We start from the raw sequence: 22,383 nt of genomic DNA, 5'->3' as shown, positions 1-22,383 counted from the left end.
ACCATATAGCCGCGGAGCGCCGGCGGCCTTGAACGCAAAAGACGCCCGCCTCCTGAACGGAGACGGGCGTCCGGTGCTTGCTAGATGGAGTATTCCGGAGCGGCCCAGACAATGACTTCCGGGTGCTCGTAAAAACGGTAGCCCTGGCCACGGACGGTGCGGACCGTGTTGGCCAGGCGACCCAGCTTGGAGCGGAGCCGACGGATGTGGACGTCGATGGTGCGCTCGTTGGGGACTTCCTCGGCGTTGCGCCACAGCCCCTCAAGGAGCTCGTCGCGACCGACGGTACGGGTGCCGTTCTCCACGAGGTAGTTGAGGAGCTCGAACTCCTTGAACGTCAGGTTCAGCGATTCACCGTCGAGGTGGACTTCGCGGCGGGCCAAGTCGATCAACACGCCGGAGGGGCGGGCTTCCTGCTGCGGCGCCGGACGGGCGGCTTCAGTGCGCTGGCGTGCAGCGACCGTGGGGTCACCGAAGGTGGAGCGCACGACGTCGAGTGCGGACCCGGGTGCCCCGGCCGGCGCAACAGCGACGGCGGCATAGCTTTCGGCTCCGGTGACGAGGGACTGTGCGTAGGCCCGGATTTCCTGGGCCAGCTTGGCGATGGAGGTTCCGGCCGCGGCGGCTGTTTCCTCGTCAATGCCCATGTAGAGCACAAAGCCACGGGCCACATTGTCATTGGCCACAGGACGCAGGCGCTCCGACTGGGCCACCACTGGCGTGGGGGCAGTGATGGGAGCAGGCTCTGCAGCGGGGACGGCCCGGAGCTGGCCGTATGAGTTGGGGTTGTAGCCCTGGGGAACGTATCCGGGTGCCTGCTGGGCGCCCTGTGCGGCGGGAGCATAGCCGGGACGGTTGCCGAACCCGGGGCGGAGTCCGGCGTTGGCGGCGGCCTTGTTGGCGTTTCGGACGGAGATGTGGACGTATCCGGATGCAACTGACATGGAGTGCTTACCTCAATAGTGAATAGCCGTCATCGCGGCTTCGAATGCTTGGTGTCCCCGCAATGAGTTGGGGAGGGGCGCCCGACGGTGGGCAAGGGGGCGAATGCCTGAAACTTCTTGGGGTGGAAAGTTAGGCTTGCATTCGACAACAGCGGGTCTCGGGAGCAGCGGGTGCGCTGATCCGGATTGCTGCGGCTGCAGGTGCTGTTGAGTTCTTGTTCACATTGGAAGTGTGCAACGTAACAATGCCAACACGCAAGTAACAAAGCCCGGAACCGTCCACATTTTGAGACATGAGGGACTATTGTGTCGCAAATCACAATTCAGTGGTCCTTGTAAATGAACGCCATTTCATTCGCGAAAGCCGTGAAATATGGCCTCATAAATGAACTTAATTCGGCACAGGGTGAGAAGATGCGCCACTTGATGTCGGAGGCCCCACGGCCGGCGGAATCTCACGATCTGAAACAGTTGCTGTCCAATTGCAAAGTGGTTCCGTGTCGATCTTCAGCCCCCGGTCTGGTAGCTGGCCCGGCTCTTTGTCCCCATGCCCCTCGCGGTGGCCGGCATCTCGCTAGTGTTGACTTCACAGCGTCCTCACAGGGCAGGCTCAGCAGCGGCAAACGCACAGAACGGAGAGTTGTCCCATGGCATCCCCGCACTCCATGACCAACAACCTTCCCCAGCTGTCCCACCCGGATGGCTCCCCCATCCGCGCCCTGGTGGTGGACGACGAACCAAGCCTCGCCGAACTCATGAGCATGGGCCTGAGAATGGCCGGCTGGTCTGTTGCCATAGCCGGCGACGGACCGCAGGCAGTCAAGCTGGCCAAGGAGTTCCGCCCGGACGTCCTGGTGCTGGATGTCATGATTCCCGGCTTTGACGGCGTGGAAGTCCTCACCAGGATCCGCGCCTTTGCCCCCGAAGTTCCCGCCCTCTTCCTCACGGCCAAGGATGCCGTGGAGGACCGCATCGTCGGTCTCGCCGCCGGGGGCGACGACTACGTCACCAAGCCCTTCAGCATGGAAGAAGTACTGCTCCGCCTGCACCGTTTGGTCCAGCGATCCGGCGTTGCCGCCATGGATACGGCGGAGCTCGTAGTGGGCGACCTGACGTTGAACGTCGATACCCGTGAAGTGACCCGGGCCGGGGAGGACATCCAGCTCACCGCCACCCAGTTCGAACTGCTGCGGTACCTCATGGAGAATCCCAAGCGCGTGGTCAGCAAGGCCCAGATCCTGGACCGGGTCTGGGACTACGACTTCGGCGGACAGGCAAACATTGTGGAGCTCTACATTTCCTACCTCCGCAAGAAAATCGAAGCCAACCACCCGCCGATGATCCACACCATCCGTGGTGCCGGATACGTCATCAAGCCAGCGGACTGAGCTTTGGCTGCGCTTACCGGTACCGCCAGCAGTGGCAAGCCCAACTTGCTCAGACCTTCAACGTGGCATCTGCGCACCCGTTTGATCCTGGTGGCGATGGCCTTGCTCATCGCCATCTGTGGCGCCGTGGGAATAGTCAGCTACGCCTCCATGGACGTGGTGTTCAACCGCCAGCTCGACAAGCAGCTGGAGGAAGCGTCCAACCGCGCAGCAGACTTCGGCAGACCGCCGTCGGGCTTTCCGTCCACGCCGTCCCGCAAGCCGGACCCCTTGGAGGCGCGGGGCCAGGCCGCTGGAACCTTGAATGCGCGGATCAACGGTTCAACGGTCAACAGCTCGGGACTGATCGACGCGGAGGGAAACCGCGTCTCCTTGTCCCAGGACGACCAACAGGTACTGCTCTCCCTGCCCAAGGACAGCACCCCCGTGGACCGCTCCCTCTCCAACGGCGACTACCGCTTGGTGGCAGTGGAAACGGCATACGGAGATGTCATTGTCACCGGCCTGCCGCTGGCGGACAAGCAAAGCGCGGAGGCGTCGCTGGTGTGGACCATGGTGTTCGTGTCGCTGGGAGGACTGGCGTTGATCGGACTGGCCGGTACCGTCATCATCCGCAGGACCATGCGGCCCTTGGAGCAATTGTCCGACGTCGCCACCAAGGTCTCCCGCCTGCCCCTCGACGCCGGCGAGGTGGCTTTGGCGGTACGGGTACCTCCGGGAGCGGCCCACCCCGGCACGGAAGTGGGCAGCGTGGGCCATGCCCTGAACCAGATGCTCGACAACGTTGCCAGTGCCTTGGAAGCGCGGCAGGCAAGCGAAACCAAGGTGCGCCAGTTCGTGGCGGACGCCTCACACGAACTCCGCACACCGCTCACCGCAATCCGCGGATACACCGAGTTGCTCCGCATGACCGAGAACTTCACCGAGGACGGCCGGAAGTCCCTGGCCCGCGTCCAGAGCCAGTCGGAACGCATGACAGCCTTGGTCGAAGACCTGCTCCTGCTCGCCAGGCTGGATGAAGGACAGGCGTTGAAGGTCTCGGATGTCGACCTCACCCAGTTGGTGATCGAAACGGTCAGCGACGAGAAAGTGATGGCGCCGGACCACCACTGGAAGCTGCGGCTGCCCGACGAACCAGTCACCGTGCGCGGGGACGCGACACAGCTCCACCAAGTGCTGGCCAACCTGCTCTCCAATGCACGCAAGCACACGGATGCCGGGACAACGGTGGAAACCGGCGTCATGCTGTCCAACGACGGCAACGCTGTGGTGACCGTGACAGACAACGGGCCTGGTATTCCGGGGGATTTCCAGGCGCGCATCTTCTCCCGTTTTGCCAGGGCAGACGCCGCGAGGTCAGGCTCCGAAGGTACCTCCGGGCTGGGCCTTTCCATCGTAGAGTCCATCGTGCGCGCACACGGCGGTACCGTGGACGTCACATCCCGGCCCGGGCGCACCGAGTTCGCCCTCCGCCTCCCTCTGGGGAGCGCCGCACGCCTGTAACAAAATGGCAAGGCGACGCACCAGCGTCGTGATCTCTGTTACCCAAATGTGACTTAAGCCGATTCGTCCTGTACCGTCGAAAGGGTGGGTCGCCCCAACCTGACCCACACCCGGGATGCGCCGAGCTCTGCCACTTCCCGGAGTTCCGTTCTCACCCAAAGGCAGAGACGGGGGACCCAGAGTCTCCGGGCCCGTGCATTGATTGCCGGCCCTTGGGGTGAAGCCGCTGCTGCGCGCGCGGCCGGATGACCTCATCCGAACCCGACAGCTAACTCCGCAGGCGCTGAGAGGTAATCACACATGTCTGAATTGAACGATCAGACGCGCCCTTCCGCGCGTCACCGTGACGATCACAACGCTCCGCTGACCAAATCGCAGGCTGTCCTGAAGGACGCTGCCCGCCGTGGCAAGACCGGTCAGCGCATGTCCGTAGTAGCCGGCGTCGTGGCTGCCGCGCTGGGTGTTGCATCGCTGGGCACCGCCGCAAACGCTGCCTTCAACCTCCCGGAACTGAGCCAGGCCGCCGAAACCCAGGCCAACGCCCAGGTCAGCACCAACAAGGCTGCCGAGATCGCTGCTTCGATGGACGCTGCTGCCGCCCAGGGCGCAGCTGACCGTGCAGTTGCAGACAAGGCCGCTGCCGAACAGGCTGCCGCAGAGAAGGCCGCCGCCGACAAGGCCGCGGCTGAAAAAGCTGCTGCGGAGCAGGCCGCTGCTGTCCAGGCCGCAGCCGAGAAAGCCGCCGCTGATGCTGCCGCCAAGCAGGCCGCCGATGCCGCAGCCGCCGAGAAAGCCGCTGCAGCTGCCGCAGCCGCTGCCGCTCCCAAGGCCATCGACGACCCCGCCGCCGCAAAAGCCTACGCTGCCAGCATCCTGGCAAACTACGGTTGGGGCGCCGGCGAGATGGTCGCCCTGAACACGCTGTGGGAGAAGGAATCGAACTGGCGAACCACAGCCACCAACCCTTCCAGTGGCGCCTATGGGATCGTCCAGTCACTGCCGGCAAGCAAGATGGCCACTGCGGGCGCCGATTGGCAGACCAACTACCAGACCCAGATCAAGTGGGGCCTGAACTACATCAAGGAACGCTACGGCTCGCCTTCCGCAGCCCTCGCCTTCCACTTGGCCAACAACTGGTACTAAGCCAGGCCTGAGCCAGAGCGTCGGTCCGCACCATTCCTTCTGAAAGGAACGGTGCGGACCGGCGCTTTTTCATCCCCTTGAATCTGTGCCCGGCAGGTTTATGCCCCGGCAGCTAGGCTTCAGCCTCCGCAGCGCGTCTGACGGCAGCGACGGATGCGGCGACATCGTCCGCATCCGTGGACCAGTTGCTCACGGAGATGCGCAGGATGTCACGGCCATGCCACACCGAACCGGACATCCACACCACCCCTTCGGCCATGACTCTCTGCGTGACCCGGCGGGTACGTTCATCGCTGCCGAAACTGACCGACACCTGGGTGAACACCACGTCGTTCAGGATCTCGACCCCGGGGATCGCAGCCAGCCCCTCGGCCAAGGCCCTGGCGTTTGCCGCCAGCTTCTCCACCATTGCGATCGTCCCGGACCGCCCCAACGAGCGGAGTGCAGCCCACACCGGGATGCCCCTGGCACGGCGGGAAAGCTCCGGCACTTTCTCGTGCGGGTCGCCGGGGCCGTGGTCATCTGCGGGCAGGTAGCTGGCATGTACACCGAAAGTCCGGCGCATGACATCCGGCCGGGACACGATGGCCAGGCCTGAATCGTAGGGGACATTCAAGGTCTTGTGAGCATCGGTAGCCCAGGAATCCGCGGTTTCCAGCCCCGGCAGGTACTTGCCCAGCTCCGGGCTGACTGCCGCCCACAATCCGAAGGCACCGTCAACGTGGACCCAGGCGCCTTTCCCGTGGGCCAAGCGCACCGCCTCCTGGACGGGGTCGAAGGCACCTGAATGGATGTTTCCCGCTTGCAAGCACACGATCGCCGGGCCTGGCTGCCCGTCCATGGCGGCTGCCAATGCCTCCGGGATGATGCGTCCCTGGTCATCCACGTCCACCGGCGTGCAGTTTCCCAAGCCAAGATAACGGACCACCAGGTCGATGACCTCGTGCCGTTCCCGGCCAACAAACACCGTGACGCGCGGTCCTCCTGCGAGCCCCAAAGTGGCCAGGTCCCACCCCGCCTGCTCCAACACGTACTGGCGCCCTGCTGCCAGCCCCACGAAGTTGGCCATCGTCGCCCCGGTGGTGAAGCCGACGTCGGAGTTTTCGGGAAGGTGCAGCAAGTCCAGCAACCAGGCCGCCGCAGCCTCCTCAATGGCCGCAGCAGATGGCGTCGCGAACCGCAGTCCGGTGTTTTGGTCCCATGCGCTGACCATCCAGTCGGCTGCGAGGGCTGCCGGTAGGGTCCCGCCGATCACCCAGCCGAAGAACCTGCCTGACTGCATGGCCATCAGGCCCGGCTCCGCCACCGCAACCAGCTCATCGATCACCGCTGCCGGGTCGGTGGGGCCCTCCGGGAGCGGGGAACCAAGCTTGGCCGCAACCTGGTCGGCATCCATGGTGGGGCGGACTGAACGCGTGGGCACTGATGCCAGCCACTGCTTGGCGTGCGCCATCGCCCGCTCCAGTGCTGCATCGTACGCCTCCGGCAACGCAGACATGGGCACAGCCTACGCCGGACGCCCCGATTGGAACAGAGCTATAGCGTCAGGGTGATCAGGTGTCCGCCGTCGATGTCCTTGACGGCCTTGACCGTCACCGCCGAGTAGTTGGGAATCCGCCACATTCCGGGCTCCAGCGCCCCGCCGGCATCACCAACCACGACCGTCCGCATGCCTGCTGCGCGGGCTGCGGCAATGCCTGCGGGCGCGTCTTCGAAAACCACGACGTCGGCCGGTTCCGCGCCCAGCAGCTCCGCGGCTTTGAGGTATCCCTCCGGGTGCGGTTTGCCGCGCGTGACAGCCTCGGCGGTCACCGCCGTCGTGGGCATGGTCAGCCCGGCGGCCTGCATGCGGATGTCGGCCAGTACCCGATCGGCGGACGTCACCAGGGCGATCGCGTCGTCTGGCAGGGCTTTCAGGAGGGTCTCGGCGCCGGGCAGGGCAATGATGCCGTCCGTGCGGTTGCGTTCCATCTCGCCCAATTCCGCTGTGAGGGCCACGACGTCGGCCCCTTCCGGTGCGTAGCGTCTGATGGTGTCACCGGCCTGGACGCCATGGGACGTCCGCAGAATCTCGTTGTAATCCAGCCGGTAACGCTCCGCGAATTCAAGCCAGACCTGCTCCACGATTGCCGTGGAATCAACCAGTGTTCCGTCCATGTCGAAGAGGACTGCGCGGACGGCAAGGCTCTGTTGTGAATGTGATGGCTGCGCGGCAGGAAGGCTCATACGTCCATCCTGCCGCACAGCGGGCTTGCGGTGCTTGGCGTCGGCTCAGCCGTTCGGGCGCTGGGGTAAGTACTGGACCGCCCACCTGTTGCCGTCAGGATCGGCGAAATAGACAAAGTGCCCCCAGTCCTGGATGTCGATGTCGCTGACATCCACACCGTTTCCCTTGAGCTGCGCATGTGCCTTGTTGATGTCGGCCACCACAACTTGCAGATTCGGTGCGGAGCCTGGAGGGGCGTCAGTGAGGCCTTCTCCGATGGCGATGGAGCAGGCCGATCCGGGCGGGGTGAGTTGGACAAAGCGGATGCCGTCGGTGGGACGCTCATCGAAATCGGCGTTGAAACCGACTTTGTTGACGTAGAAATCCTTCGCGCGATCGACGTCGGACACAGGGACAAACACCAGTTCAAGTTTCCAGTCCATGCGCCACAGGCTAACGGGGCAGGGTGGAAAGCGGTAGGGGGCAATCGCTCCTAGCGGCCTGAGGTGGGCGCTGGTCGATGTCGTTCTCGAATACTGATCGCAAGGGATAGCAGTGCGGCACAGACCACAGCTACTCCCCCGCTGATCACAAGGACCTCCACGACCGAAGAGTGAGGCGCCGTACTGTCTGTGAACGCCCTGACGTGGGAGACCGCAAAACTCATTGCCGCATCAGGAAACACCAAGAGCGTGGCCGGAGTACCGTAGCCGTACAGCGTATGGGACACCGCCCGCACGGCTCCGGGGCCGGCCTTTCGGACCAGAATCCAACAAGCCACGGCTGAGGCTCCCGTCCAGAGGAGGAACCACAAGACGTTGCCGAGGTTGGAGCCTGCCCCGAATGCCGCGTAGGACTCGGCAACGCCCCGACCGGAGAATTGCGCCGAAGTGACGTAGACGGCGTAGCCGCCAAGAGCCCATGAGAGCAAAGCGGCCCCCGGCAGAATCCATTTCACCTAAGTTTCCTCCCCAATTACATGTGGCTATCAGGAGAGGTCCGTGACGGAGGAGACTCAGCCCGCGATGCCGTACAGTCGGTCGCCCGCGTCGCCGAGGCCCGGGACGATGTAGGACTTCTCGTTGAGCTTCTCATCGATCGAGGCGAGCACGATCTTCACGTTCTTGTCCGCGAGTTCCTCTTCGAGCTTGGACAGGCCCTCGGGGGCGGCCAGAAGGCAAATGCACGTGACGTCGGAGGCGCCGCGCTTGAACAGGAATTTGATGGCTTCGCGCAGCGTGCCACCCGTAGCGAGCATCGGATCCAGGACGAACACTTGGCGGCCGGTGAGGTCCTCGGGGAGGCGCTCGGCGTAGGTGATGATGTCCAGGGTTTCCTCGTCGCGCGCCATGCCCAGGAAGCCAACCTCGGCGGTGGGAACCAGTTTGGTCATGCCCTCGAGCATCCCCAGGCCTGCACGGAGGATCGGAACCACCAAGGGCGTGGGCTTGGTGAAAGCCGTACCGATGGTCTTGGTGACCGGGGTCTCGATTTCCACGGGCTGTGTCTTGACCTCACGGGTGGCCTCGTAGGCCAGCAAGGTGACGAGTTCTTCGGTAAGTTGCCGGAAGACCGGTGAAGGGGTGTTCTTGTCCCGCAGTACGGTGAGCTTGTGAGCGACCAGCGGGTGGTCCACGACGAGTGTGCGCATCCCCCAAAACTATCATTGAGACATGAGCCCTACCGAGCCGTATCACGCAGAACACAGTGCTTGGATGGGCCTTGCCTTGGATGAGGCCCGGCTGGCGTTGGAAACGGACGACGTGCCCATTGGGGCTGTGGTTTTAGGGCCCGACGGCGGCGTGCTGGGTTCGGGGTGCAACGAACGGGAAGCGCACGGCGACCCGACCGCGCACGCCGAGATCGTCGCTATCCGTCAGGCAGCCGCTGCGCTGCAACGGCACGCGTTGGAGCTGGGCGAAGGTGGTGACGGGTGGCGCTTGGAAGACTGCACCTTGGTTGTCACCTTGGAACCGTGCGCCATGTGTGCCGGTGCGATCGTCCTGGCCCGGATCCCGCGCGTCGTGTTCGGTGCGTGGGACGAGAAAGCCGGAGCCGTTGGTTCCGTGTTCGATATCCTTCGCGAGCGCCGCCTCAACCACTGGGTAGAGGTCTATGCGGGCGTTCGTGAGGACGAATGCGCTGCGCTGCTGAAAGAGTTCTTCGCCGCGCACCGCTCTACCCCCCGCGAGATGGCAGTTAATGGCAATCCGACGCCGCGGGATCGCCATTAACTGTCATCTCGGCGGACGAGCGAGGGCTGCCAGCACTGTCGCCGCCGTGTGCTCCCAGCCCGGGAGATCGTTTCGGGCGTAGACGGCTGCCCGGCGCCAGGACTCCCGGGTCGCAGGGTCAGTGAGCCAGGCGCGGAGGGCGTTTGCCAGGTCGCTGGGCCCTTCGACGGCCACGGTCCGTCCAGCACCGGAGGTTCCCAGCGCTTCTACGGCCCCTGTCCCCTCCCGCACGATGACGGGTACGCCATGAGCCAGCGACTCGATCACGACCATTCCGAACGCCTCCGACTTCGAGATAAGGATGCTCAGGTCAGCGGCGTGCCATTGATCCGCAAGGTCTTGCCCGCTGAGCTCGCCGGTGAGGGTGATGCGGCGTTCCAGTCCGTAATGTTCGACGGCGGCACGCACCTCTGCCGCGTACGCCGGGTCTGCGTCGGGCGAGCCAATTATGGCCGCACTCCATGCCAGGTCTTTGCGTTGACTCAGCGCTTCCACGAGCAGCGTTTGCTGCTTATTCGGCAGCAGTGCCGCAACAGCCAAGATGCGCGGGGGCTCGGAACCAGTGGCTACGTCGGCGGCTTCCGCTCCGGGCCGTGCCACCACAACGTCGAGTGGGCCGTGCTTGGCTTGCAATTCCGCTGCCGCATGGTTGCTCGGGCAGATCACGCCCGCAGCCGCGGCCAGCGCCTTACCCTCCAGCAGTGGGTGATCCGCGAGCGCCATGTGCGAGAGGATCCACACCTTCGCTCCGCCACCAACGGCGGCCGCCACCTCCTCCGGCGCCCCGCTCGCAACCAAACCGTCGGCAATCACCGTGGTTCCGCCGTCGAGCGCGTCCGCGAACCGCTGCCGGTCAGCCGGGCTGCCCACGGGCCAATCGCCGTCGACGGTTACTGTCTCAACCTCGGCGCCCAAGGCCGCCAAATGCTCAGCGAGTGCCGCGTTGTACTTGTTGCCGCCCGAGCCATGGCGGACGTTGCCGGGGACGATGAAGCGGATGTCCACTTACTTGGCCGGGAGCTCCAGTGAGTAGCCGGCCCAGGCGTCGGGGTTTTCGCGGAGGACGACGTCGATGCCCACGAGCGCTTTACCATCGGCGGTGTCGGTGATCTGTCCCGCTACAGCCTCGGCGATGTGTTTGGCGAGCGCCTCGGTGGTGGAGAGCTTGCCCTTGAAGGCCGGGTGCTCGTCCAGGTTCTTGTAGTTCAGGTCCGCCAGCACATCCTCAAGGATGCCTCCGGCGGCGCCGATGTCCAGGACGATCGCGTCATCGTTGAGATCACGACGGCGGAAGCTGACTTCCGCCACAAACGTTGCCCCGTGAAGTCCTTGGGCTGGGCCGAAGGCTTCGCGGGGAAGGCTGTGGGCGATCATGAAGTGGCGTCGGACGGTCAGGCTGAACATGTCTTATTCCTCCGGCTTGGGATAGGCGACCACGTGGCAAAAACCACCGGGCCGTTCGAACAACTTAACAAGGGTGTCGGGCAGGTTCCGGAACAGGCACTCGCTGGTGAGGAACGTGTCGAACAATGGATCCTTCAGGGCAGCCGCAGCCGTTTCAAGGCGTTGCGCGTTGCTGCGCCGGTGCCTTCTGGGGAGGGCGACGGCGCCCACTTGGCTGGAGCGGATGTTCAGCCGGCGGGCGTGAAAGTCCTCACCGAGCGGCAGGGTTACTTCCTTGTCCGCGAACCACGAGAGCTCGATGATGTCCGAGTCGTCCCCAGCCAGCTGGAGGCTCAGTTTGAGGCCTTCGTTGGAGGCTGAGCAATGGAAAACGATGTCGCAGTCATCCTTGGCGTTTTCCGGGAGGGCAAAGTCGATGCCGAGTGTTTGGGCGAGCTTTTCCTTCTCCGGATCAGCGTCCACAAGCTGCAGGCGACCCAGCGGGTACTTCCGCAGGAGCGTCGCCAAGGCGCCACCCACCAAGCCACCACCGACGACGGCGACCCGGTCACCCAACCGCGGCCCGGCTTCCCAGAGCGCGTTGACTGCCACCTCGACGATGCCGGTCAGGACCGCGCGCCGTGCCGGAACGTCCTCCGGGATCGGTGTGAGCTGGCTCGTTGGGACCACGTAGTAGTCCTGGTGTGGGTGCAGGCTGAATACCGTTTTACCCAGCCACTCCTGCGGCCCTTGTTCCACGACGCCAACGTTCAGGTAACCGTACTTGACCGGCCCTGGGAATTCCCCCTCCTGGTGCGGCGCCTGCATGAGGTCTGCGACGCGTTCAGGGACACGCCCTTCGTGGACAACGCGTTCGGTACCCCGGCTGACCCCGGAGTACAGCGTCCTGACCAGGGCTTCTTTGTTTTCCAAGGCAGGAAGGTCTTCGGAACGTAGCTCACCTTGGCCGGACTCGGTGACCCAATACGCCTCGGCTCTAATGGGTTCCTGGGCGCCCTGTTCTTGAGAGATCGTCATGATACTTATGAATCTATCGTCGGGGTGCTCCGGACGGAAGTTGGCACTTGTTTCGGCACCTTGATGATGCCTCGTTTTGGGGAACTACGCCCATCTCCGGTACCCTATTTCAGTTGGTGACGTGTCCGAGCGGCCGAAGGTGCAACACTCGAAATGTTGTTTGGTGTAAAAGCCAACGTGGGTTCAAATCCCACCGTCACCGCCATGTAGAAAGGCCCCGGCTCCCGTTGTTTATAAGGGAACCGGGGCCTTTTGCTTCGCTCAGATGTTGCAGCCCGATGCACGGGCAGTCGAATACGGGTACCAGCTGACCGGGCCGGGCCCCATCTGAGGAGCGCAAAGAATGTTCCACGTCCGTGGGCCGACGATACCGTCAGCCTGCAGGCCCCAGTAGCGCTGGAATCCGATCACAGCGTTGCGTGTAGCAGGTCCGAAGGAGTTGTCGACAGCCAGAGTTCCGTACGGCGATCCTATGCGCGTCCGGAAGGCGTTGAGCAGGATCTGAATGTTGCCTACGCAACTGGAGTAGCCGCCGTAGCTGTAGTTGTAATCGACGCAGCGTCCAGCCGCCTCAGCCGGTGCCGGAGCGGCGACGCTGAGCGTGCCGCCGAGGACAAGGCTGGCCGCCACTGATGTGAGCGCCAGACTAACGCGTCGGGTTGATTTGCGCACGGTAAATCCTTTCGATGGAGAATTTCGGTCCATGCTAACCCGTGCGCTCGGGTAGTGGGCATGGGCAGCACTGCCCATGGTCTGGCGCTCGCCCCAAGCTCGATCAAATTCACCCGCTTTTATTCGCCCCTCAGCCGCGTCGCTTGGGCCACTTCATCTGTTCGCCATTCCGGACCAAAGGATGACGCCATGGGGTTGTTGAAGAAATCGGCCATGGCCCGTTCAACGGCGTTCACGTCATGAACCAGATACGGCAGGATTAGCCCCCTCGTACCACCCATAGCAATGGCCACAGACTTGTCCGTTCGCCCAGAAGGATGCGCCAACACCGCCCACGAACCGAAATCCATGTCTATCCACCGCCCAAGCAGCCGCCGGACCTCTTGCGCGGCTCCCGGCAGCCCGGCGGCCATCAGCACCACACAGCTGACTATCAGGGAGCCCTTCCGAAAAACCACGCTCCTGGTCATAACGATCCAATCTGCCGTCGGATACTTCAGAGCCGCTTATCTCCTACTAGAGGAAGCGCAAATCCTGGGCTTCTGGGCCGCCTACCCAATTCCAGCCAGCTAGAGTCTTTGCCCCCTGAGTTTCAAAGAACCCATGGTGACGGCCGACATCGCGGACCAGAAGGCAATGGACGAGTGGCTGCGCGCCGGAGCCACGGCCACCACAGCCGCACTGCAGGATCCTGCCGTGAAGGGAACAGCCTATCCCGTGCAACGCCTGAAGAACGTGGAGGTGCGAACGGCAGCGCGTGTAGTGACTCCCAGCCCGCTCAACATCACCTTGGTCCCGGTGTGGGCTGGTGGAGCCGATGAACTCAACCCGCTCTATGTCAGTCCCGCATCCGGCAAACCGTCCCGGATGTTCGAGGCTGTGACCGGCGGGGAGAAAGGCCTGCGCTTCGCCGACGGCTGTGGCGGCGCGTTGGCGGTGGACAGCTCGGGGCTTACGGTTACAGCACTGCAGATCACGCCCCAATGCACGGTGCGGGCCAGCGTTGGGAACTTTACTGAGTTGCAGTCGCCACCGTTCGCCATTACCTCCCGGGAAAACGCAGGCCAATAGGCGGCTTCCCATCCAAGGAGGGGCCGGCAACGAAGTCCGGATAGAATCGAAGCCGCAGCCAAGCCAAAACGCCAGGCCAAAACCAAGGGAGGACTCCGTGCGGACATCGCAGCCCCGGTCGCCCTTCCATGCCCTGCGGTCGGTAGCCATGGCGCTGGTGATCGTCCTTTTGGCGGCCGGTGCACACGTCCTCGGCGGAGGCTCCCTGCCAACGGCGCCCGTACTCGCGGCACTTATCGCGCTGACCGGTCTTGCGGCAACGCTCGCAACGCGGTTCAAACTGAACTTCGCGGGCATGGCGGCCCTGCTGGGCACCGGGCAACTCTTGCTGCACGAGGCCTTCACCGCCTTGGCTCCACTTGACACCACCGTGCGCACCGGCAGCCACCATGCCGGCACTGAATTGTTGACTCCGGCGTTGGACCCGGCAACCCACCTCCACGAACTGGGCGCCACAGCGGGTGCCCTGATGTTCGCGGCACACGTGGTTGCCACCATCGTTTCGGCAGCGGCGCTGGCAAAGGGCGAGGACGCGCTGTGGCAGCTGGCAGCGTGGTTGCGTCCTTTGGTCACGCTGCCGTCGTTGCTGTTCAGGCCCGACGCCGGTGCCACGCCTGTCTCGGTCGGTGCACCTGACGTTTTCCTCCCCCGCCCCTGGCGGAACCTAAGGCAAGACAGCCGCCGCGGCCCGCCCGCCGCCGTCGTACTTCCTTAATTCCGCCCGGCACCGCCTCTTCCTGGTGACGGGCTCCAAACCCGTACCCGCGCCCGTCTTTGGCGCACCTTGAAAGGCAATCCCATGAAGAACTCCGCCCTCCGCCGTACCCTGTCCGCAACCGCCGTCGCGGGTGGAACCGCCGCCCTGATGATGGCCGGCCTTGCCGGAGCATCAGCCCACGTCGGCGCCGACCCCAACAAGACCGCAGCCAACTCCTACGCGCTGGTGACCTTCGGCATCCCGCACGGTTGCGACACCTTCGGGACCACCAAGGTTGCCATCACGCTGCCGGAGGAACTCAACGATGCGCAGCCCACAGTCAACCCCAACTGGACGGTGGAAAAGGTGACGGAAACGCTGGCCGAGCCCAAGAAACTGGACGACGGCACGAGCATCACCAAGCGCACCAGCCAGATCGTCTACACGGCCAAGGCACCGCTGGATCCGCACCTGCGCGACGCCCTGGTCCTGTCGGTCAAGCTGCCCGACGCCGCCGGTAAGACCATCTACTTCCCCACCCTCCAGACGTGCGAGCAGGGCCAGACCGACTGGGCTGAGATCCCCAAGGACGGCCAGAATGAGCACGACCTGAAGTCCCCGGCGCCGTCGGTGACCATCACGGCGGCCGAGGCTGAAGGCGACCACCACGCCGCCGCCATGGTGTCCACGGAACAGGCCTCGTCGGTGAGCGACGACGGATCCCAGGCCATGGGTTGGGCAGGTCTGGTTGCCGGGCTTGCCGGCTTGGTTCTGGGCGGCGTGGCATTCTTCCGCAGCCGTCCGGCCAAGTCCGCCAAGTAGGTCTGTCACGGTGATGGCGTCCGGAACATCACGATCCGGACGCCATTTCCGTAGTGGACGCCGTGGCTCGATTGACTCGCGCCACGGCCGCCGCAAGGCTGGTGCCCATGTGGACTCAGCGCATCAAAACCGGACTTGTACTGACGACGACGGCGGCCACCACGGCGCTCCTTCTTGCCGGCTGCGGGCCAAGCCCCAGCCCCTCGGGCACCACCAGCGCCTCACCCACCCAGTCGCAGTCGCCAAGTACGACGTCGGCATCGCCCACGGTTTCCCCCTCGCCTTCTGCGACGGGCTCAGCAACGTCCGCCGCTCCCGCGGGGCCCGCCTTGTGCAAAGCGGCTTCGCTGACGGCCTCAACAGACTCCACCGGCGGCGGTGCTGCGGGCAGCATCTACGAAAAACTGATTCTGACCAACTCCGGCACGGCCCCCTGTGTCCTGGAAGGCTTCGCCGGTGTCTCACTGACGGCCGATGCCAACGGCGAGCCTATCGGGGAGCCCGCCACCCGCGAAACCACCACGCCTGTTACGCGGATCGAACTTGCCCCTGGAAAGGCTGCCTGGGCTGAGCTGAGGTACACGCAGGCCGGCAACTACGGGGACTGCACGCGGGTTCCTGCCGCCGGGTTCCGTATCTATCCACCGGAGGACACGGCCTCGCTCTTCGTCGCAGAACCGCACGATGCCTGCAGCAATCCGGGCATCAAACTCCTGACAATCACAGCTTTCCAGGCCGTCTGAGGCCGACCCCGCGGCCCCGGCTTATTCTGTCGGGGCCGTGGGGCATGATGGAGGAATGCAGGAGCAGCAGGCGTCCGCAGGCGCCATCAGCCGTTTCAGCCAGGCAACCAGGGAATGGTTCCTCGGCGCATTTTCCGTGCCTACGCCTGCCCAGGATGGCGCGTGGAATGCCATTTCCTCCGGTTCGCATGCCTTGGTGGTGGCTCCGACGGGCTCCGGAAAAACGCTTGCTGCCTTCCTGTGGGCCCTGGACCGATTGCATTCCTCGCCAACGGACACCCTGCCCGGCCTTGAAGACGCAGCCCCGGGCAAGCGTGCCAAAAAACCCAAGACCAAAACCCGGGTCCTCTATATTTCGCCGTTGAAGGCCCTCGGCGTAGACGTGGAACGCAACCTTCGCTCGCCGCTGATCGGAATCACGCAGACCGCCAAACGTTTGGGGCTCCCCGCGCCGCTGGTGACGGTCGGCGTCCGCTCCGGGGATACGACGGCGGCGGACCGCCGTTCGCTGTTGTCCAACCCTCCGGATATCCTCATCACCACTCCGGAATCCCTGTTCCTCATGCTGACCTCCCGGGCACGGGAGACACTCAGCGAAGTCGATACGGTGATCATCGACGAAGTCCATGCCGTTGCGGGGACCAAGCGCGGCGCCCACCTGGCTGTGTCCTTGGAGCGGCTCGATGCCCTCCTGCCAAAACCTGCCCAGCGCATTGGCCTCTCGGCCACGGTGCAGCCGCGCGAGCTAGTGGCACAATTCCTGGCAGGGCAGGCTCCGGTGGAGATTGTCGCTCCGCCGTCCAAGAAGAATTGGAACCTCACAGTCACCGTCCCTGTTGAGGACATGTCCGACCTCCAAGGTGCTTCCGGAGCCTTCGACTCCGGCCCTGCCTCCGGACTGCAGCCGCAGGCCTCCATCTGGCCCCATGTGGAGGAAAAGATCGTGGATCTTGTCCTCTCCAAGCAATCCACCATCGTGTTCGCCAACTCCCGCCGTTTGGCCGAACGCCTGACCGCCCGGCTCAACGAGATCTACGCGGAACGCCAGCTGATGGCTGACGCCGGGTCGGTTTGGGAGGCGCCTGTCCAAGCCGAAGGTGCCGGCAACCGGGGTACAGGGCCCGCGCCCTCCGCACCTTCTGATACTGGTGGCGGTGGCGCGGCCACTACGGCCAAGGTACCCGTCTCCACTGCGACTCCGGCCCACATGATGGCCCAGGCCGGAAGCACCACAGGCGCTGATCCTGTCCTTGCCCGCGCCCATCACGGCTCCGTGTCCAAGGACCAACGTGCGCTGATCGAGGACGACTTGAAGTCGGGCCGGCTTCGGTGCGTTGTGGCTACGTCTTCGCTGGAGCTTGGCATCGACATGGGTGCCGTGGACTTGGTCATCCAAGTGGAATCACCCCCGTCGGTGGCCAGTGGCCTGCAGCGCGTGGGCCGTGCGGGCCACCAGGTGGGCGAGATCTCCGAGGGCGTGCTCTTTCCCAAGCACCGCGCGGACCTGCTCCACACCAGCGTCACTGTGGAGCGCATGCTCAATGGCCAGATCGAGCGGCTCAGCATCCCCGCCAACCCGTTGGACATCCTCGCCCAGCAGACGGTGGCAGCCACGGCGTTGGGCAGCATCGATGTGGAGGAATGGTTCAGCACGGTCCGGCGCTCAGCGCCCTTCGCCAGCCTCCCCCGATCGGCTTTCGAGGCGACCCTGGACTTGTTGGCAGGCCGGTACCCCTCCGATGAGTTCGCCGAGCTCCGACCACGCATTGTCTGGGACCGGCATGCAGGAACCATCGAAGGCAGGCCCGGCTCCCAGCGCCTGGCGGTGACCTCGGGCGGAACCATTCCGGACCGGGGCCTGTTCGGCGTCTACATCATCGGTACTGAAGTTGAAGGAACCGGTTCTTCCGGCGAGGGTGACGGTTCCGGCGCTTCAGCGCGGGCAGCGAAAGGCGGCCGCCGCGTCGGCGAACTCGACGAGGAAATGGTCTACGAATCACGGGTGGGAGACATCTTCGCACTGGGGGCCACCAGCTGGAAGATCGAAGACATCACCCACGACCGTGTGCTGGTATCCCCCGCGTTCGGCCAACCTGGAAAGCTGCCCTTCTGGAAGGGTGATTCACTGGGCCGCCCGGTGGATCTGGGCCGCGCCCTCGGCGCCTTCATCCGGGAACTCTCCGCGGCCGATCCCGAGCCAGCCATGGAACGCTGCCAGGCAAGCGGCCTGGATGCATTTGCCGCCAGTAACCTGCTGCAGTATCTGGACGAGCAGAAACAGGCCACGGAAGTCGTTCCGAGTGACCGGACCCTGGTAGTGGAACGATTCCATGATGAGCTGGGCGACTGGCGGGTGGTGTTGCACAGCCCGTTCGGCATGCCCGTCCACGCTCCCTGGGCCCTGGCAGTCGGACAAAGGCTGCAGCAACGCTATGGCCTGGACGGTTCGGCGATGGCGGCAGACGACGGCATAGTCCTGCGCGTCCCCATGATGGAGGATGAGCCGCCGGGCGCTGAGCTTTTCCTCTTCGACCCCGAGGAACTCGAGCAGATCGTCACCGCCGAGGTCGGTGGCAGCGCCCTCTTCGCTTCGCGTTTCAGGGAGTGCGCAGCCCGCGCCCTGCTCTTGCCACGCCAAAATCCCACCAAGCGCCAACCCTTGTGGCAGCAGCGCCAGCGTTCTGCCCAATTGCTGGACGTCGCCAAGAAGTACCCTGCTTTTCCCATCGTGCTCGAAACAGTCCGGGAGTGCCTGCAGGACGTCTACGACCTCCCTGCTTTGAAGGACATCGCGGCATCGGTTGAGCGCCGGGAACTGCGCATTGTCCAAACCACCACGCAGCAGCCGTCTCCCTTCGCCAAGTCGTTGTTGTTCGGGTACGTGGCGCAATTCCTCTACGAGGGCGACTCTCCCCTGGCCGAGCGTCGTGCCGCCGCCCTTGCGTTGGACTCCACGCTCCTCAACGAACTCCTGGGCCGGGTGGAGCTGCGCGAGCTCCTGGACGCCAAGGTTATCGACACCACGGAGCACGAGCTGCAACGGCTGGTGCCGGATCGGCGCGTACGCGGCATGGAAGGGGTTGCAGACCTGCTGCGGTTGCTGGGTCCGCTGGCGGTGGAGGAAGTGGCCGAACGTTTGCAAGGCCCGGACAACCTGGCCACGCCCGGGACGGACGACGTATCCGAGCAAATCAGCGCGCCACCGGCCACGCCGGCTGAGGCTGAATTGCATCTCCTGGCACTCCAGAAAGCCAACCGTGCGCTCAAGGTGACCATTGGCGGCGTCGAACGTTTCGCTGCGGTGGAAGATGCCGCCCGTCTGCGCGACGCCATCGGTGTCCCCCTGCCCATGGGCGTTCCGCTGGCCTTCATCGAACCGGTCAACGATCCCCTTGGCGACCTCGTCTCGAGGTATGCCAGGACTCATGGGCCTTTCACGGCCGCAGAAGCGGCCACCCGGCTGGGACTGGGCGTCGCGGTCGTCACTACGGCCCTGAAACGGTTGGCGGGTGACGGCCGTGTTGTCGAGGGGGAGTTCCGGCCGCACGCTGTGGCCACCACGCCCGACGCAGGCACGGAGTCCCTCGAAGCCCCGCCTTCCAGCGAATGGTGCGATGCCGAGGTCCTGCGAAAGCTCCGGCGCCGTTCCCTTGCGGCGTTGCGGGCAGAAGTGGAGCCGGTCGACGCCGCGGCGTATGGCCGTTTCCTTCCGGCGTGGCAGAACGTCGCTGCTCCCGGTAAGTCGCGCAGCCAGGCACTGCGCGGGCTGGACGGCATCATCACCGCTGTTGATCAGCTATCGGGGGTTCCGGTTCCGGCGTCAGCGTGGGAGCCCTTGGTCCTCGCGAGCCGCGTTGCCGACTACAAACCCGCCATGCTGGACGAACTCATGGCAGCGGGCGAACTTCTCTGGTCCGGTGCCGGGTCCCTGCCGGGAAACGACGGATGGATCAGCCTCCACGTGGCTGATTCCGCCGAGCTCACCCTCAACCCGTCCCCGGAGTTCGAACCCGGTGACGCCCAGCAACGCCTGCTCGAATACCTGGGCGCGGGAGGCGGCTACTTCTTCCGGCAGCTCACCGACGTCGCCGGCGGCATGGACTCCGTACTCAGCGACGACGCCGTGGTTTCCGCCCTGTGGGATCTCGTATGGGCGGGCCGGGTCACAGGAGACACCTTCGCCCCGGTGCGGGCCATGATCGCGGGCGGACGAACGGCACACCGCCAGGTCGCCAAGGCACCACGGGCGCGGGCACCGCGGATGAGCAGGCTCGGCCGGCACGGCGCCGGACTCCTGGGAACACCCGGCCTGACCGGAGGCCGCTACGGATCCGTGGCCGCACAGGCACCTACGCCGCCACTCGCCGTCGGGCGCTGGTCAGCGCTGCCCCTGCCGGAACTGGACCCGACCATCCATGCGCGCGGCACCGCCGAACTCCTCCTGGACCGCTACGGAGTGGTCACCCGCGGTTCTGTGATGGCCGAAAACATCCTGGGCGGGTTCGGCCTTATGTACAAAGTGCTCGCACGGCTTGAGGAAGCCGGACGCTGCCGCCGCGGATACTTCATAGAGCACCTCGGTGCTGCCCAGTTCGCCGTACCCGCCACTGTTGACCGGCTGCGGTCCTTCACCGAGGACGCGCGGATCGCTGCAGCGGAACCGTCGGCGCTGGCCTTGGCCGCCACCGACCCCGCCAATCCATACGGAGCGGCCCTCCCCTGGCCGTCAGTAGCCGGCGACGCGGGTTCGGGGCACCGTCCGGGCAGGAAGGCCGGCGCCTTGGTGGTAATGGTCGACGGCGCGTTGGTCCTTTACGTAGAACGCGGCGGGAAGACGTTGCTGACGTTCAGCCACGACGAGGCCGTCCTGGCAGTCGCCGCAGAGGCGCTGGTGGGAGTGGTCCGGCGGGGCGCCGTAGACAAGCTGTTCATGGAAAAGGTCAACGGACACGACCTCCTGGAAACCCCGGTTGCCGTGGCCCTTGCCGCTGCGGGAGCTTACTCTACGCCGAAGGGATTGCGGATCCGTGCCTGAAGGGGACTCCATTTGGCGGGCCGCCCACAAACTGAACCAGGCGCTGGCCGGCCAGGTGATCACGGCGTCGGACTTCCGCGTACCCCGCTTCGCAACGCTGAACCTGGCAGGGTGGACCATGACCGAGGTGGTGGCGCGGGGAAAGCACCTGCTGATGCGCCTTGTGGGCCCTGAAGACAAGGAACCCGGAGCCAGCCGGACACCCCGCGCCCTGACCATCCACTCGCATTTGAAGATGGAGGGGGCCTGGATGGTCTACGCCCCCGGTGGGCGCTGGACCAAGCCAGGCCACACAGCCCGGTGCGTGCTGCGGACCGCCGTGGCGGACGCCGTCGGATTCTCGCTTGGCATCCTTGAGGTGATACCCACCGAAGAGGAAGACAAGGTGGTTGGACACCTTGGCCCGGACCTCCTGGGGCCGGACTGGGATGAGGAAGAAGCCCTGCGGAGGCTCCGGGCCGAACCCGAGGTTCCTGTGGGCTACGCGTTGCTGGACCAGCGCAAGCTTGCCGGGATCGGCAACATCTATCGCTGCGACTCCTGCTTTTTGTCAGGCATCCACCCGGCGGTACCGGTCGGCCAGGTCCCGGACCTTGCAAAGATCGTCAATGACGCAAAGCGCCTCCTGGGCGAAAACCTCGGTCCGGGGCGGCGATCAACCTTGGGCCCCCGCGCCATGCGTCCCGGCTACTGGGTGTACGGAAGGACCCGGCAGCCGTGCCGGCGGTGCGGTACTCCTGTGCAGCACGGCCTCCTTGCCGCCCCTGATGGCACCGAGGAAAGGGACATCTACTTCTGTCCGCGATGCCAGCCGGCTCCTAGTGCCCAGGCAAGCTTCTAGGCAGCCCGGGCGGCCTCCACGGATTCCGTGGGGGCCGTCGCAATGCCGCGCTCGGGCACCGTGAACCTTGGCAGCAGCAACTGCACGATCGGCCCGATGGCCAGCGCGTAAACCACCGTTCCCACGCCCACGGACCCACCCAGCAACCAGCCCACAGCCAGCACCACAACCTCGATGCCTGTGCGGACCAACCGAACCGACCACCCGGTACGGCGCACGAGTCCGGTCATCAGGCCGTCACGTGCACCGGGGCCAAGCCGCGCCCCGATATAGCAGGCGGATGCGATGCCGTTGAGGATCACGGCCCCGGCCAGCATGGCGATCTGGCCGCCAAGGTGTGAGAACGCGGGAATCAGCCATAAACCCAGGTCCGCGAAAAGACCTACCAGCACTGCGTTCGCGAGCGTTCCAATCCCGGGCATCTGCCGCAGTGGGATCCAGAGGAGCAGGACCAGGAAACTAACGGCGATGACCACCACTCCAATGCTGAAGCCGGTCTTTTGGGACACGCCTTGGTGGAACACGTCCCAGGGATCCAAGCCAAGTCCGGCGCGGATGAACATGGCCAGTGATATGCCGTACATCGCGAGGCCGATCAGGAGCTGGGTGATTCTTCGGGTCATCATGAACCCATCTTTGCGAGAAACTGGCCTTGTTTTCCAT

Annotated in this window: 21 protein-coding genes, 1 tRNA gene and 1 riboswitch; of the genes, 11 read left to right on the top strand and 11 right to left on the bottom strand. The window is 64.8% G+C overall.

Annotated features, from left to right (window positions below; translation table 11 throughout):
- Positions 1-80: 80 nt before the first annotated feature.
- A complete protein-coding gene (locus ACUYMZ_RS04840) occupies positions 81-944 on the bottom strand; it encodes a winged helix-turn-helix domain-containing protein (protein WP_426005994.1) in 864 nt (287 codons plus the stop codon).
- Positions 945-1,591: 647 nt separating this feature from the next.
- Between ACUYMZ_RS04840 and ACUYMZ_RS04835 the strand changes: the two genes are divergently transcribed.
- The 3 genes from ACUYMZ_RS04835 to ACUYMZ_RS04825 all read left to right on the top strand — a co-directional run bounded on the left by ACUYMZ_RS04835 (position 1,592) and on the right by ACUYMZ_RS04825 (position 4,978).
- Positions 1,592-2,332: a response regulator transcription factor gene (locus ACUYMZ_RS04835; RefSeq protein ID WP_481602286.1), complete on the top strand. Its 741-nt coding sequence runs from the start codon at positions 1,592-1,594 to the stop codon at positions 2,330-2,332.
- 96 nt (positions 2,333-2,428) lie between these two features.
- Positions 2,429-3,835, top strand: coding sequence for a sensor histidine kinase (locus ACUYMZ_RS04830; protein WP_481602285.1), 1,407 nt, complete (start codon positions 2,429-2,431; stop codon positions 3,833-3,835).
- Positions 3,836-3,968: 133 nt separating this feature from the next.
- A riboswitch (cyclic di-AMP (ydaO/yuaA leader) is annotated at positions 3,969-4,130 on the top strand.
- A gap of 5 nt (positions 4,131-4,135) precedes the next feature.
- Positions 4,136-4,978: an aggregation-promoting factor C-terminal-like domain-containing protein gene (locus ACUYMZ_RS04825; protein WP_481602284.1), complete on the top strand. Its 843-nt coding sequence runs from the start codon at positions 4,136-4,138 to the stop codon at positions 4,976-4,978.
- A 112-nt stretch (positions 4,979-5,090) separates the two neighbouring features.
- Here ACUYMZ_RS04825 and ACUYMZ_RS04820 read toward each other — a convergent pair whose 3' ends face one another.
- The 4 genes from ACUYMZ_RS04820 to upp form a co-directional block, all read right to left on the bottom strand.
- Complete coding sequence (locus tag ACUYMZ_RS04820) at positions 5,091-6,476, bottom strand: pyridoxal phosphate-dependent decarboxylase family protein (protein ID WP_481602283.1); 1,386 nt, start codon at positions 6,474-6,476, stop codon at positions 5,091-5,093.
- A gap of 38 nt (positions 6,477-6,514) precedes the next feature.
- Complete coding sequence (locus tag ACUYMZ_RS04815) at positions 6,515-7,204, bottom strand: HAD-IA family hydrolase (protein WP_481602282.1); 690 nt, start codon at positions 7,202-7,204, stop codon at positions 6,515-6,517.
- Between the two features lie 45 nt (positions 7,205-7,249).
- Entirely contained in the window at positions 7,250-7,627 is a 378-nt protein-coding gene (locus ACUYMZ_RS04810; protein WP_481602281.1) for a glyoxalase superfamily protein, read from the bottom strand.
- A gap of 572 nt (positions 7,628-8,199) precedes the next feature.
- Positions 8,200-8,835 (bottom strand): uracil phosphoribosyltransferase, encoded by a 636-nt coding sequence (upp, locus tag ACUYMZ_RS04805; RefSeq protein WP_400335806.1) that lies wholly within the window; start codon positions 8,833-8,835, stop codon positions 8,200-8,202.
- Between the two features lie 22 nt (positions 8,836-8,857).
- On the opposite strand from upp, the gene tadA reads away from it, so the two are divergent.
- Positions 8,858-9,418, top strand: a complete 561-nt coding sequence (gene tadA, locus ACUYMZ_RS04800) for a tRNA adenosine(34) deaminase TadA (RefSeq protein ID WP_481602280.1) — start codon at positions 8,858-8,860, stop codon at positions 9,416-9,418.
- 3 nt (positions 9,419-9,421) lie between these two features.
- Here tadA and ACUYMZ_RS04795 read toward each other — a convergent pair whose 3' ends face one another.
- Genes ACUYMZ_RS04795 through ACUYMZ_RS04785 form a run of 3 tightly spaced genes read right to left on the bottom strand, consistent with a single transcriptional unit; the run spans position 9,422 to position 11,839 of the window.
- Positions 9,422-10,423 (bottom strand): glycosyltransferase, encoded by a 1,002-nt coding sequence (locus tag ACUYMZ_RS04795; protein WP_481602279.1) that lies wholly within the window; start codon positions 10,421-10,423, stop codon positions 9,422-9,424.
- On the bottom strand, positions 10,424-10,822 hold the full coding sequence (locus tag ACUYMZ_RS04790; protein ID WP_481602278.1) for a 6-pyruvoyl trahydropterin synthase family protein: 399 nt from the start codon (positions 10,820-10,822) through the stop codon (positions 10,424-10,426).
- A gap of 3 nt (positions 10,823-10,825) precedes the next feature.
- A complete protein-coding gene (locus ACUYMZ_RS04785; protein ID WP_481602277.1) occupies positions 10,826-11,839 on the bottom strand; it encodes a zinc-dependent alcohol dehydrogenase in 1,014 nt (337 codons plus the stop codon).
- Between the two features lie 115 nt (positions 11,840-11,954).
- Here ACUYMZ_RS04785 and ACUYMZ_RS04780 point away from each other — a divergent pair.
- Positions 11,955-12,044 (top strand) — tRNA-Ser (locus ACUYMZ_RS04780).
- Between the two features lie 56 nt (positions 12,045-12,100).
- Here ACUYMZ_RS04780 and ACUYMZ_RS04775 read toward each other — a convergent pair.
- Positions 12,101-12,511: a peptidoglycan-binding domain-containing protein gene (locus ACUYMZ_RS04775; RefSeq protein ID WP_442424663.1), complete on the bottom strand. Its 411-nt coding sequence runs from the start codon at positions 12,509-12,511 to the stop codon at positions 12,101-12,103.
- Positions 12,512-12,630: 119 nt separating this feature from the next.
- Positions 12,631-12,981: a hypothetical protein gene (locus tag ACUYMZ_RS04770; protein ID WP_481602276.1), complete on the bottom strand. Its 351-nt coding sequence runs from the start codon at positions 12,979-12,981 to the stop codon at positions 12,631-12,633.
- Positions 12,982-13,114: 133 nt separating this feature from the next.
- Between ACUYMZ_RS04770 and ACUYMZ_RS04765 the strand changes: the two genes are divergently transcribed.
- The 6 genes from ACUYMZ_RS04765 to ACUYMZ_RS04740 all read left to right on the top strand — a co-directional run bounded on the left by ACUYMZ_RS04765 (position 13,115) and on the right by ACUYMZ_RS04740 (position 21,720).
- Positions 13,115-13,582, top strand: a complete 468-nt coding sequence (locus ACUYMZ_RS04765; protein ID WP_481602275.1) for a hypothetical protein — start codon at positions 13,115-13,117, stop codon at positions 13,580-13,582.
- Positions 13,583-13,679: 97 nt separating this feature from the next.
- A complete protein-coding gene (locus tag ACUYMZ_RS04760) occupies positions 13,680-14,297 on the top strand; it encodes a hypothetical protein (protein ID WP_481602274.1) in 618 nt (205 codons plus the stop codon).
- 84 nt (positions 14,298-14,381) lie between these two features.
- Entirely contained in the window at positions 14,382-15,101 is a 720-nt protein-coding gene (locus ACUYMZ_RS04755; protein WP_481602273.1) for a YcnI family copper-binding membrane protein, read from the top strand.
- A gap of 107 nt (positions 15,102-15,208) precedes the next feature.
- On the top strand, positions 15,209-15,844 hold the full coding sequence (locus ACUYMZ_RS04750) for a DUF4232 domain-containing protein (protein ID WP_481602272.1): 636 nt from the start codon (positions 15,209-15,211) through the stop codon (positions 15,842-15,844).
- A 55-nt stretch (positions 15,845-15,899) separates the two neighbouring features.
- A complete protein-coding gene (locus ACUYMZ_RS04745; protein ID WP_481602271.1) occupies positions 15,900-20,879 on the top strand; it encodes an Lhr family helicase in 4,980 nt (1,659 codons plus the stop codon).
- On the top strand, positions 20,872-21,720 hold the full coding sequence (locus ACUYMZ_RS04740; RefSeq protein WP_481602270.1) for a DNA-formamidopyrimidine glycosylase family protein: 849 nt from the start codon (positions 20,872-20,874) through the stop codon (positions 21,718-21,720). The genes ACUYMZ_RS04745 and ACUYMZ_RS04740 overlap by 8 nt, the downstream gene beginning before the upstream one ends.
- Here ACUYMZ_RS04740 and yczE read toward each other — a convergent pair.
- Positions 21,717-22,346 carry a membrane protein YczE gene (gene yczE / locus ACUYMZ_RS04735; RefSeq protein WP_481602269.1) on the bottom strand — a complete coding sequence of 210 codons (630 nt, stop codon included), beginning with the start codon at positions 22,344-22,346 and terminating at the stop codon, positions 21,717-21,719. The two genes, ACUYMZ_RS04740 and yczE, sit on opposite strands and share 4 nt — an antisense overlap.
- Positions 22,347-22,383: the final 37 nt, after the last annotated feature.

The organism is Arthrobacter sp. T572, from assembly GCF_056780115.1.
This window is presented reverse-complemented; position numbering and strand designations above follow the sequence as displayed.